The 12,212-nt window shown below is 62.4% G+C and carries 12 protein-coding genes; 6 read left to right on the top strand and 6 right to left on the bottom strand.

Annotation, left to right across the window (positions count from 1 at the left end):
• Window positions 1–119 precede the first annotated feature (119 nt).
• From AC2FMN_RS09135 to mgtE, 4 genes are read right to left on the bottom strand one after another with little or no spacing between them, the layout of a single operon-like run.
• Window positions 120–1,163, bottom strand: a complete 1,044-nt coding sequence (locus AC2FMN_RS09135; protein ID WP_496687574.1) for a succinylglutamate desuccinylase/aspartoacylase family protein — start codon at window positions 1,161–1,163, stop codon at window positions 120–122.
• 3 nt (window positions 1,164–1,166) lie between these two features.
• On the bottom strand, window positions 1,167–2,072 hold the full coding sequence (gene rimK / locus AC2FMN_RS09130) for a 30S ribosomal protein S6--L-glutamate ligase (RefSeq protein ID WP_496681862.1): 906 nt from the start codon (window positions 2,070–2,072) through the stop codon (window positions 1,167–1,169).
• The gene (locus tag AC2FMN_RS09125; protein ID WP_496681863.1) at window positions 2,069–2,554 is read right to left on the bottom strand and encodes an ATP-dependent zinc protease family protein; all 486 of its coding nucleotides are present in this window, start codon (window positions 2,552–2,554) and stop codon (window positions 2,069–2,071) included. Before AC2FMN_RS09125 ends, rimK begins: the two co-directional genes overlap by 4 nt.
• Before the next feature lie 3 nt (window positions 2,555–2,557).
• Window positions 2,558–3,931 (bottom strand): magnesium transporter, encoded by a 1,374-nt coding sequence (gene mgtE, locus AC2FMN_RS09120; RefSeq protein WP_496687572.1) that lies wholly within the window; start codon window positions 3,929–3,931, stop codon window positions 2,558–2,560.
• Window positions 3,932–4,013: 82 nt separating this feature from the next.
• Here mgtE and AC2FMN_RS09115 point away from each other — a divergent pair, with 82 nt between their 5' ends.
• From AC2FMN_RS09115 to AC2FMN_RS09095, 5 genes are read left to right on the top strand one after another with little or no spacing between them, the layout of a single operon-like run.
• Window positions 4,014–4,301, top strand: coding sequence for a hypothetical protein (locus AC2FMN_RS09115; protein ID WP_496687571.1), 288 nt, complete (start codon window positions 4,014–4,016; stop codon window positions 4,299–4,301).
• 26 nt (window positions 4,302–4,327) lie between these two features.
• Window positions 4,328–4,945, top strand: coding sequence for a paraquat-inducible protein A (locus AC2FMN_RS09110; protein WP_496687569.1), 618 nt, complete (start codon window positions 4,328–4,330; stop codon window positions 4,943–4,945).
• Window positions 4,912–5,547: a paraquat-inducible protein A gene (locus tag AC2FMN_RS09105; protein ID WP_496687568.1), complete on the top strand. Its 636-nt coding sequence runs from the start codon at window positions 4,912–4,914 to the stop codon at window positions 5,545–5,547. Before AC2FMN_RS09110 ends, AC2FMN_RS09105 begins: the two co-directional genes overlap by 34 nt.
• Window positions 5,544–7,628: an MlaD family protein gene (locus AC2FMN_RS09100; RefSeq protein ID WP_496687567.1), complete on the top strand. Its 2,085-nt coding sequence runs from the start codon at window positions 5,544–5,546 to the stop codon at window positions 7,626–7,628. The genes AC2FMN_RS09105 and AC2FMN_RS09100 overlap by 4 nt, the downstream gene beginning before the upstream one ends.
• Before the next feature lies 1 nt (window position 7,629).
• On the top strand, window positions 7,630–8,187 hold the full coding sequence (locus AC2FMN_RS09095; RefSeq protein WP_496687565.1) for a PqiC family protein: 558 nt from the start codon (window positions 7,630–7,632) through the stop codon (window positions 8,185–8,187).
• Between the two features lie 242 nt (window positions 8,188–8,429).
• Here AC2FMN_RS09095 and gyrB read toward each other — a convergent pair whose 3' ends face one another.
• A complete protein-coding gene (gene gyrB / locus AC2FMN_RS09090) occupies window positions 8,430–10,847 on the bottom strand; it encodes a DNA topoisomerase (ATP-hydrolyzing) subunit B (protein WP_496687563.1) in 2,418 nt (805 codons plus the stop codon).
• Window positions 10,848–10,972: 125 nt separating this feature from the next.
• A complete protein-coding gene (locus AC2FMN_RS09085; protein WP_496687561.1) occupies window positions 10,973–11,545 on the bottom strand; it encodes a TetR/AcrR family transcriptional regulator in 573 nt (190 codons plus the stop codon).
• A 97-nt stretch (window positions 11,546–11,642) separates the two neighbouring features.
• On the opposite strand from AC2FMN_RS09085, the gene AC2FMN_RS09080 reads away from it, so the two are divergent.
• A complete protein-coding gene (locus AC2FMN_RS09080; protein ID WP_496687559.1) occupies window positions 11,643–12,209 on the top strand; it encodes a carboxymuconolactone decarboxylase family protein in 567 nt (188 codons plus the stop codon).
• The last annotated feature ends 3 nt before the right edge of the window (window positions 12,210–12,212 follow it).

Here is a 12,212-nt window from a genome sequence, read left to right as displayed (position 1 = left end):
GCCTTCTCTATACAAAGGGGTACTAGCAACTGGAAAAGCGTTTTTACAGTAAGTTCAAACCAAGGTTTTCTGTTTCAACGAAGCATTGTCTTGCTGAGGTTCTCCCCGTTACGTCCGTGTCAGAGAATTTCATCCTCATCGAACATCGGGTCGTCTTCCAATTGCGCGCTGAGGTCTTCTACCGACTCGCCGGCCTGCTCAACTGACTCAACACGGCCAAGGTGGAACACGGCGTCGCCTTCGTTGACCACGGGCATCACTGCCCGGCCGACAACCAGCCCGTCGAACGGGGCAAGTATTTCCATCTCCTGCTCTCCGAACGGGTCCGAGACCGACCCCATCAGGTCGCCCTTGCGCACCAGTTCACCGTCGGCTTTGTAGACGCGAAGGACGCCCCCCATCGGTGCGCGCAGCCATTTGCTGGAGTTGCAGAAATGCGGCTTGGCCTTGGGTTTTGAGATGCCTTTTACAGGAACCATCTTCATGTGCCGCATCACGCGCAGGATACCCGCGAGCCCCGCCCGTATCGACAGCTCGTCGAACCGCAGGCCTTCGCCGGCCTCGTAGAGCAGAACATCCGTTCCGGCGTCCTTGGCGGCGGCGCGCAGTGAACCATCGCGCAACGGTGATTTCATGACGATTGGCGCACCGAAAACCTCGGCCAGTTCCTTGGTGTGTGGGTTGTCCGGCGAGATCCGGATCTGCGGGTAATTCGTCCGATGGATCGCGGCCGAGTGCAGGTCGATCCCCAGATCGGATCGCGCCACGATCTCGGTCATGAAAAGATGCGCCAGCCGGGACGCAAGCGATCCGTGTTCGCTGCCTGGAAAGACGCGGTTCAAGTCACGCCGGTCGGGCAGGTAGCGGGAATGGCTGATGAACCCGAATGTGTTGACGATCGGTACCGCGATCAGCGTGCCCTTGAGCGTGGACAGGTTGGGCGCGCGCAACAGACGGCGAATGATCTCGACGCCGATCACCTCATCGCCATGCACGCCGCCGCTGACGAACAGCGTCGGGCCATCATGCCGGCCATGCACGACATGGGCCGACATGGTGACCGGCGTGTGATCCGACAGCACGCTGACCGGCAGATCCACGGTGAGCCGGGACCCCGGCGCCACCTTGGTTTTTCCGATCGTGAAATGAGGCCGCGTCTTCATGGATCAACCTTTGCCTTTGGTCTTGGTCGCCCCGGCCTTGGCGTTCTTCTCTAGGAACTCGATCATCTTGCCGGCGATGTCCAGGCCGGTCGCCTTTTCAACGCCCTCCAGACCGGGCGACGAGTTGACCTCCATCACCACCGGGCCGTGATTGGCGCGCAGCATGTCCACGCCGCAGGCGTTCAGACCCATGGTCTTGGCGGCGCGCACGGCCGTGGCGCGTTCCTCGGGTGTCAGCTTGACCACCTGCGCCGATCCGCCTCGGTGCAGGTTCGAGCGGAAGTCGCCCTCGGCCCCGGTGCGCTTCATGGCGGCCACCACCTTGCCACCGATCACGATGGCGCGAATATCAGTTCCGCCGGCCTCTTTGATGAATTCCTGCAGCATGATGTTCACGCCGGCGCCGCGAAACGCCTCGACCACGGATTTCGCCGAGCGGTTGGTGTCGGCCAGAACTACGCCGATGCCTTGGGTGCCTTCCAGCAGCTTGATCACGATCGGCGCGCCGCCGGCCAGCTTCAGCACCTCTTCCGTCTGTTTCGGGTCATGGGCGAAGGTGGTGACAGGCAGGCCGATACCGTCGCGCGCCAGCAGCTGCATCGAGCGCAGTTTGTCCCGCGACCGTCCGATCGCCACGCTTTCGTTCAGCGGGTAGACGCCCATCATCTCGAACTGACGCAGCACGGCCGTGCCGTAGAACGTGACCGAGGCCCCGATCCGCGGGATCACCGCGTCATAGCCCGTGAGCTTCTGCCCGTTGTAGTAGATCTCGGGGCGGCGGCTGGCGATGTTCATGTAGCATCGCAGCGTGTCGATGATGTCCAGCTCGTGCCCACGCTCTTCGGCGGCGGCCTTCAGGCGCTGGTGGGTATACAGTTTGGCATTGCGCGCCAGCATGGCAATTTTCATTGGCTTACCTTTACTCTGCGTTTCCTGGGTTTCTTGCGCAGCAGGTGCGCGCGATTGGTGTGCACGGCGATGGAATGTTGTTTCAGCGCCGCGCGGCCGACGATCATTTGAAACTTCATGTTGCTGCGGTCAGTCAAAGACACGTCCAGCGGCCAGGTTTCATCGCCGACCCTGATGGTCGTCCGGATGACGATCCGGTTCTCGGGCACCCCGCTTGTGTTCTTGATGTCCCTCCTTTCCTTGATGGGCGCTTCGATCTTTACGAGGCCGTCGCCAGCCGTGTCCTCGGTCAGAAACGACACCCATTGATGGCCGTCGCGCAGAAACCGTTTGATCTCCATCGCGTGCAGGGCCGAGGTCAGCGCCCCGGTGTCGATCTTGGCCTTGATGTTGTTCAGCGGCAGGTCGGGTAGATCGACGTATTCCATCCAACCTATGATCCGCGTCGTATTGTCCATGGTCCCGTCCTGTTTCTGTTTCATGTGTCACACCAACCACGGCATCAGCAATGTCGCCAGGCTGAGCACGAAGAAGAACCCGGCCATGTCGGTGATCGTGGTCAGCAGCGGCCCGCTGGCGGCAGCCGGGTCCTGACCCAGACGCTTGAGCAGCAACGGGACCACGCCGCCGATCGACACGGCCAGCATTGTGTTCAGGGCCAGCGCGACGCCGATCACGATCCCCAGCGCCGGGTTGCCCTTCCAAAGCCACGCGACCACCCCGATCAGGATACCCAGCGCGATTCCGTTGATGACCCCGACCGAGATCTCCTTGACCCAGACCCTGAATGCATCCATCGGGCGCACCAGGCCAAGGCTGAGTTCGCGCATGGTGACGCCCACCGCCTGGTTGCCGGAACAGCCGCTCATGTCCGAGACCATCGGCAGGAAGATGGCCAGCGCGATGACGGCCGCCAGGGTTTCCTCGTAGGCTGAGATCACGCTGGCCGCGATGATGTTCAGCCCGATATTCGCGGTCAGCCATGCCAGACGGCGGCGCGACCGCAGCATCAGCGGCATCGAGCGCAGCTCGTCGCCCACCACACCCTGACGCTTCAGGCTTTCGCTTTCCGACCGTTCGCGGATCGCGTCGGCTACCGCCGTCCGCGACACCACCCCGACCAGGACGCCGTTTTCATCGACGACCGGCACGCCCAGGAACGGGTGCTCGTCAAACACGTCCTCAAGCTGGTCCAGCGGTGCATCCAAAGGAACCGTCAAGGGCGGCACCATGATCGTGGTCAGCTTGTCGCTTCGCTTCGCCGTCAGCAGGCTGCGCAGCGAGACCACACCGACCGCGCGCCCATCCGCATCGACGATATATGGGTGCTGACCACGATACCGCTCGAAATCCTCATCGTCCGATGCCAACTGGCGCAGAACGTTGCCGACGGTCTGATCGTCGCGGAACTTGAACACCTCGGACATCATGAGGCCGCCCGCGGTGTCGTCGTCATAGGCGCTCAGGCGACGGACATCGGCGGCCTCTTCCTCGTCCATTTCGGACAGGATGGCCTCGGCGTCCTCTTCTTCCAGTTCGCCGATCACGTCGGCCTGGATGTCGGAATCCAGCTGCTCGATGATCTCGGCCGCACGATCCGGTTCCAGCCGTTCGACCAGTTCGACGGCCATCTCGTTGGGGGCTTCCTCGATCAGGTCGGCTGCCAGTTCGACCGGTAGGATCTGCAGAACCGTATCCCGCTCCACCGGCGTCAACTGCAACAGCTCGCGCAGCGCCTCGCTGCTGGTCAGCGGGTCCAGCAAGGCAACAAGATCTTCGGCGCGCGCTTCATCCGCCGCGGCCTTGATCCGCTGGGACAGATCTTCGGGTTCCAGAACGGTTTCTGTTGAATCGGTCATCGTCTCGTTGCCTCGCCTGTTGCGCCCGATGTATATTGGTGATAATTTTTTGTCTATAGGCAAAAATTTATGGCTAAATGGCATGCAGGAACTGGAACAGGTCGCAGAAAAGCTAGCTGAACTCTATGGGCGGGAATTCGGCGGAAAATCTTCGGGTCGATACCGGATTCCGCAAAAACTGCTGCGGGAGTTGTGCGGGCGTCGACGTCTTTACGAGGACGACGTGACGGCGTTGTCTCGCGCATTGCTCGAGAAGGGTTATGTACTGATTGATATGGACAGCTTTTTCGTGGTCATGAGTGCGAATTCGTTTGTCAACTACAGGCGGGTGGGCAAGGACGTGTTGCACGGATCGGTTCCACCCGAATGACGGCGCAACCGTTTCAGGACGGAACGATGAACACTGATGACCTGATTGCCTGTCCCGTGTGCGATGTGCTGCACCGTGACCGGGACGTGCCAAAGTACCGGATCGCCAGATGCGCGTGCTGCGGCTCGGTGCTGGCCGCGCCCAAATCGGGTGCGATGACACGTGTCACCATGCTGTCGGTGACCGCGTTGATACTGCTTGTGGCCGCGGCAGGCTTTCCGTTTCTTGAACTCAACGCGCAGGGGCTGTCGCATCGCGCGTCGGTGTACGATGCCGTTCTGGCATTCTCGCAGGGGCCGATGGCCATTTTGTCTTTTGCCACGGCCTTCCTGATCGTGTTGCTGCCGGCGGCGCGGTTCTGTGCGCTGATCTACACGCTGGCGCCGATGGCCTTGGGGTGGCGTCCCGCCAAACACGCGGTGGAAGTCTATCGCTGGGCGGAATGGATCAAGCCCTGGGCCATGGCCGAGATCTTCATAATCGGGGTGGCGGTTGCGCTGGTCAAAGTGTCGGGCCTGGCCCGGGTCGATTTGGGGCCGGCGTTTTGGTCCTTTGCGGCGCTGCTGGTGGTCACGGTGATGACCGACAGCGCAATCTGCAGGATGACGGTATGGAAAACACTGAAAACGCGCAGCGATTCCTGACCGCCAGCCGCGCAGGGTTCATAGGCTGCCGGATGTGCGGGGCCGTCAATCCCGGGGGCTCCGGGGTTTGCACCCTGTGCGGCAGCGCGATTGCGCCGCCGGATCCGGCCAGCTTGCAAGCCGTTTGGGCCTGGCTGGCTGCCGGGCTGATTGCCTATGTCCCGGCCAATGTCTACCCGATGCTGCGCACGACCACGCTGGGGCACAGTTCGGAAAGCACGCTGATCGGCGGCATTGTCGAACTGTTTGCCCATGGCGCTTTCGGGGTCGGTTTCATCGTGTTTTTCGCCAGCATCTTCATCCCGATCGCAAAATTCGTGGCCATCGGATATCTGGCGATTTCGGTGCGCCGCCCGTCGACTCTGGACAGCCACAGCCGGCTGGTTCTGTTCGAGATTGTCGAGTTCATCGGCCGCTGGTCGATGATCGACGTGTTTGTCGTGGCGATCCTGACCGCGCTGGTCCAGCTTGACTTTGCAGCCAGCATCAGCCCCGGTATTGCCGCGGTAAGTTTCGCATTGTCGGTTGCTTTTACCATGCTGGCGGCCCAGAGTTTTGATCCGCGGCTAATTTGGGCCGCCAACAGCCGGAGCGCTGAATGACCCCCCCTGAACCTGCCGATCTAGATGTTGCGGAACCGCGCCCGTCGATGTGGCGCAACCTGTCGCCGATCTGGCTTGTGCCGCTGGTGGCCTTGCTGGTTTCGCTGGGCGTGGCGTGGAAATCCTATGCCGATCGCGGCATTCTGATCGAGATCACTTTCGAAAACGCCTCGGGGATCACCCCGGATGACACAACCGTCCGCTATCGGGACGTGGTGATCGGCAAGGTCGAGGATGTGGGATTTGCCGATGACCTGTCACGCGTGTCCGTCTGGGCCCGCATCGACAAGGAGATTGCACCCTACCTTGACGAGGACGCGACCTTTTGGGTCGTGCGCCCCGAGGTCAGCGCGCGCGGCGTGTCCGGCCTCAGCACCGTCTTGTCTGGCGTTTACATCGAAGGCGCCTGGGATCAGACCACCGGCAAGGCGCGCACCCGGTTCGAAGGTGCGGACAGCCCACCCCTGGCCCATCCCGGTCGGGCCGGCCGGCGGATCACGCTGCGCACCGAGGATGGCCGCATGGTCTCCGAAGGCGCCCCGGTCTTGTTTCGCGGGATCGAGGTCGGACGGCTGGAACGCCCGCGTCTGACGGTCAGTGGCGACAGCATCGTGGTCGACGCCTTCATCGAGGCCCCGCATGACCGCCGCATCAACTCGGCAACGCGGTTCTGGGATTCGTCCGGGTTTTCGGTCTCAATCGGGGCAGGTGGGCTGTCGCTGGACGTGGACAGCATCGCCTCGCTGGTTGCAGGCGGCATCGAATTCGACACGGTGTTCGAGGGCGGCAGGCCGGTCAGTTCCGGCGCGGTCTTCGACATCTACCCCGACGAAGCGTCTGCCCGACGCACGGCGTTCGCCCGGTCGCGATCCGGCGGGGTCGAGGTTGCCGTTGCCTTCGATGACTCCGTTGCCGGCCTGACCAATAGCGCCGCCGTCAAGCTGGGCGGGGTTACGGTAGGCGAGGTTGGCAGTGTCAACGCCGTAATCGAGAACGAAAGCGACGAAGCCGAGGTGCGGCTGGTCGTGAAGCTGTTGCTTGACCCCGCGCTGATGGGACTGCCGCAAGGTGCGGGCGGAGAGGAGGTTTTCGATTTTCTCGAACAGGCCGTCATCAACGGCATGCGGGCTCGTCTTGCCTCGTCCGGGTTGTTCAGTTCCGAGTTGTTCGTCGAACTGGCGACGCTGGAGGATGCTGACCCGGCGGAATTCCAGCGCGATGCCGAGCCGTTCCCGCTGCTGCCAAGCGCCCCGTCGGATTTGCCGGATTTCACGGCCACCGCAGAAGGGGCGTTGGAGCGGATCAGCAACCTGCCGATCGAGGAGTTGATTTCACAGGCCGTCGACACCTTGGCCGGCATCGAGGCGCTGGTTTCGGATGAAAACATCCGCCAGGCCCCACAGGCGGCGGTGGCGCTGTTGCAGGACACCCGCGCGCTCGTGTCGGATCCAGAGACGCAGGCCTTGCCGGCCGAGCTGCGGGCGGCGATTGCCGACCTGCGGTCCATAATGGCCGAACTGGAGCGGGGTCAGGCGGTCGCCAATCTGGCCTCTGCGCTGGAACAGGGCAGCAAGATCACGGCGAATCTGGCCGCGACCTCGGAAGAACTGCCCGCCCTGGTCGATGAATTCCGCACGCTCGCTGCCAAGGCCAACGCGCTGGAAGCCGAAGAGTTGATCCGGGCCGCCAATCAGTTGATGTCCAGTGCCGACGCTTTGATCGGAACCGATGACGCCCGTGCGCTCCCCGGGGCGATGGTTGAGGCGCTCGACGAGGTGCGGGCGACCCTGACCAGCCTGCGCGAGGGCGAACTGGTGGACAACGCCAACGCCACGATGGCCTCGGCCCGCAGCGCCGCCGAAGCCGTTTCGGCGGCGACCGAGGATCTGCCGTCCCTAACCGCCCGGCTGGAGCGCCTGCTTGCCCAGTCCGAAGCCCTGCTGGCCGCTTACGGGGACAACTCGACGTTCAACACCGAGGCGCTGAGCGTTCTGCGCGAGGTCAAGGCCGCCGCGCAGGCGGTGTCTTTGCTGGCCCGCAAGATCGAACGGAACCCGAATTCCCTGGTTTTTGGAAAATGACATGAAAAAAGCTGCGATACTGCTTTTGCCGATTGCCCTTTTGTCGGCCTGTTCAGGCGCAAACGATCCGCGCTACTTGATTGCGGCACCTCCTGGGGAGCGCACCGCCAACCTGCGGTCACGCACGATCGAGGTGAGGCAGGTCTCGCTGCCGGCCTACGCCGCAGGATCGGATATCGTGGCGCAAGGCGAAGGTGGGGCACTGTTCACGCAAGATCGGGCGCAATGGGCCGATGATCCGGCGCGTGGCATGACCTCGGCCCTGGCACGCGGCCTGAGCGAACGAACTGGCGCAGCGGTCGCGGCCGAGCCCTGGCCGCTGAATACCGGTCCGGATGTCCGGCTGGATGTGCGTGTCGATCAGGCCTATGCCCGCGCCGACGGCAATTTCGAATTGTCGGGCCAATACGCGGTCTCATCACCTGAAGGAACCGTTCGCGAGTTCGTGCGGCATTTCGATATCGTGACGCCGATTGTCGGATCAGGCGCGCCGGCCACTGCCAATGCGTTGGGCCGAGCGCTGGCCGAACTGTCCCGGCAAATATCGCAAGCGATGTGAGGGGAAGCGGCCGCCGACGGGCTTCGGAGCGGCTACCGCGATCCAGAAGTTCCTGGCGCACGATAGCCACGGCGCACCATGATGCGTGGGATCTACAAACCCTCGCGGGGGATGAGTGTCGGCTTCCAGAAATCTCCCAAAGAACTGGCATGGCGCTCGAGTACGACGCCACGCGCAGACTTTTGAGCAAATCGCGCAAGCTTATGCGGCGAGCGCAAGCTTATGGGCGGCCATACATCACCTCAGAAATCCAGGTTCTCGACGCTCAGCGCGTTTTTCTGGATGAACTCGCGGCGCGGCTCAACAACGTCGCCCATCAGCTTGGTGAACAAATCATCTGCCTCGACCATGTCATCGACACGCACCTGCAACAGCGTCCGCGCGTCGGGGTCCAGCGTGGTTTCCCAAAGCTGATCGGGATTCATCTCACCCAAGCCCTTGTACCGCTGCAGCGACAGACCCTTTTCACCCTCTTCCAGGATCGCGCGCAACAGGTCCAGCGGGCCGTGGATCACCTGTACCCGATCCCGTCGGACCAACGTTGCAGGCAGGCTATAGACCTCTTGCAGGCTCTGGGTGAAGCTGCCGGTCTTGCGCGCCTCGCCGGATCGCAGCATCGGGCCATCCAGCGTCCGCACTTCCTCGACGCCGCGCAGGATGCGGGCCAGGCGGATCCCGTGATCCTGCGTGATCCGGCCCTGCCAGCCGCGCTCGTATTCCAGCGCGATCAGATCCAGCCGCGCGGCGACCTTGTCGGCCACGCCCTGAAGGTCGGCATCCACCGCGCCCGGTACGAAGGCTCCCGCAACCGCGGCCTGTTCCAGGATATGCCGCGGGTAGTGCGTCGGGAATGCATCCAGCACGCGTTTGAGTTGCCGGGCCTCGTCGACCACGCGGGCCAGATCCTGCCCCACGATTTCTTCGCCCGACCCCAGCCTGAGCACCGCGCCCTCGATCCCCTGGTTGATCAGATAGTCGTCCAGAGCGGCCTGATCCTTCAGGTAGACCTCGGACTTGCCACGCGAAACCTTGTAGAGCGGCGGCTGCGCAATATAGAGATAGCCGCCTTCGATCAACTCGGGCATCTGCCGATAGAAGAAGGTCAAAAGCAGGGTGCGGATATGCGCGCCGTCAACGTCGGCATCGGTCATGATGACGATCTTGTGGTAGCGCAGCTTCGAAATGTCGAATTCGTCCCGCCCGATCCCGGTGCCCAGCGCCATCACCAGGTTGCCGATCTCTTGGCTGGACAGCATCCGGTCGAAGCGCGCGCGCTCCACGTTCAGGATCTTGCCGCGCAGGGGCAGAACCGCCTGCGTCAGACGATCGCGGCCGGTCTGGGCCGAACCACCGGCCGAGTCGCCCTCGACCAGGAACAGTTCGGTCTTGGACGGATCCTTCTCGGAACAATCCTTGAGCTTGCCGGCCAGATAGTTCACGTCCATCGCCGTCTTGCGGCGTGTCAGTTCGCGCGCCTTGCGGGCGGCCTCGCGCGCCAGCGCGGCCTCGATGATCTTGCTGACGATGGTCTTGGCCTCGTTGGGGTTTTCCTCGAACCACTCGGCCAGTTTCTCGTTCATCAGCCCTTCGACCGCAGGGCGCACCTCGGAGCTGACCAGCTTGTCCTTGGTCTGGCTCGAGAATTTCGGGTCGGGCACCTTGACCGACAGCACGCAGGTCAGACCTTCGCGCGCGTCATCGCCGGTAAAGTTGACCTTTTCTTTCTTCGCGATCCCGCTGGATTGGGCATAGTTGTTGATCGTGCGCGTCAGGGCGGCGCGGAAACCGGCCACATGGGTGCCGCCATCCCGCTGCGGGATGTTGTTGGTGAAGGGCAGGACCGTCTCGTGATAGCTGTCGTTCCACCACATCGCGATCTCGACGCCGATCTCGTCGCGCTCGCCCGTGATATAGATGGGCTCGGGCATCATCGGCGTCTTCGAGCGGTCGAGATACTTCACGAACTCCTTGACGCCACCCTCGTAGAACAGCTCGGTCTCCAGCCGCTCGGCCGGGCGCTCGTCGATCAAAATGATCCGCACGCCCGAATTCAGGAAGGCCAACTCGCGCAGTCGCTTTTCCAGCGTCTCGAAGGAATAGTCGAGGTTCGAGAACGTGTCGGTCGAGGCCAGGAACCGCACCTCGGTTCCGGTCCGGTCGCCACATTCGCCAACCACCTTCAGGTGCTCGGCGGTCTCGCCGCGTTCGAACCGGGCGAAATGTTCCTTGCCGTTGCGCCAGATGCGCAACTCCAGCCAGTCGGACAGGGCGTTTACCACCGACACGCCCACGCCGTGCAGGCCGCCCGACACCTTGTAGGAGTTCGAGTCGAATTTCCCGCCGGCGTGCAGCTGGGTCATGATGACCTCGGCCGCCGAGACGCCTTCTTCGGGGTGGATGTCCACCGGAATCCCGCGGCCATTATCGCTGACCGAGACGCTGGAATCGGCGTGAATCTTGACCGTCACATGGTCGGCGTGACCGGCCAGAGCCTCGTCGATGCCGTTGTCCACGACCTCGTACACCATGTGGTGCAGGCCCGAGCCGTCGTCGGTGTCGCCGATATACATCCCGGGGCGTTTGCGGACAGCCTCCAACCCCTTGAGAACCTTGATAGATTCCGCGCCGTATTCCTGATTTGCCTGTGCGTCTTCGGACATGCCGTCAGTACCTATATTATTTTGGTAACTTATACGTTCTCTGGTGGGGAATGTCACGTCATCCCCCCAGATTTTGTGCCGGTTCTTTCGGGCGCGGACCAAGCTGATTTGCCGACCTCAGACGGTCACAACCGATCCAGATCGGCGGCGATGTCAGCGGCGATTTGGCGGGCATCGACATCGCCGCGCTCGGCCGAAAGGCGCAGGCCCAAAAGGTCGGATTGATAGCGCGCCGCCAGCCGTTCGGGATCATGGTCGGCTCCGATCTGCCCTTCCGCCTGCGCCTGCCGGAACAGATCGACGAAACAGGCTTTCATTCGCGACAGATGGGTTGCGGCCAGTTTCGCCAGATCGTGGTCCTTTGCGCTCAACTCGGCATAGGTCTTGGCCAGCATGCAGGCCTTTGCGGGCGCATTCGCGGCCTCGACGACCAAAAGCGGCTGGGTTTTGAGCGCACCCAGCGGCCCTAGCTCCCGGGCCAGGGCGTCAAGCCGGGCAATACCTTCATCCGCATAGCGCTCCAGCGTCAGGGCATACAAGGCATCCTTTGACCCGAAGGCGGCGTAAAAGCTGCCTGGCTTCAACTTCAACGCACGCTCGAGATCCTTCAGGGATGTGCCCGCCCAGCCCTGACGCCAGAACAGGTCTCGGGCCTGCGCGATCAGCGCGTCACGGTCATAGGCAGGTTTGCGGGGCATGTGATCACCAATTTTTGAACGATTACTCAAATATATACTTGAGTGATCGCTCAATAAAGCCTATTTCGGACTCAGCCGCCAGAAAAGGAGACCCGAAATGGCCGAATTCCCCTCGCATGACCTGAACACCGCCCCCGAAGGCTCAAAACCCCTGCTCGAGAAATCGCAGGCCGCGTTTGGCCGCCTGCCGGGCCTGCACAAGGTCATGGCCGAAAGCCCTCAGCACCTTGAGGCCTATCAGGTTCTGCACCACTTGTTCCTGCAGACCGATTTCGACAATGACGAGAAAACCGTCGTCTGGCAGACCATCAACGTGGAGAACGAGTGCCACTATTGCGTTCCGGCCCATACCGGCATCGCCAAGATGATGAAGGTGTCGGACGAGATCACCGAAGCGCTGCGCAATGAAACCCCGCTGCCCTCGCCCAAGCTCGAGGCGCTGCGGACGTTCACGCTTCAGGTGATGAACCAACGCGGCAACGTGACCGACGCGCAGTTGCAGGCGTTCTTCGATGCGGGTTATTCGCACCGCGCTGTTCTGGACGTGATCCTGGGACTGGCGCAGAAAACCATGTCGAACTACGTCAACCACATGGCCCGGACACCGGTGGACGAAGTGATGCGTCCGTTCCTGTGGGAACGCAAGGTCGGCGAGCCGGCCTGATCC

Source organism: Ruegeria sp. BHSC037, assembly GCF_059613045.1.
Note: the sequence above shows the minus strand (reverse complement) of the source record. Positions and strands in the feature narration are given on the sequence as shown.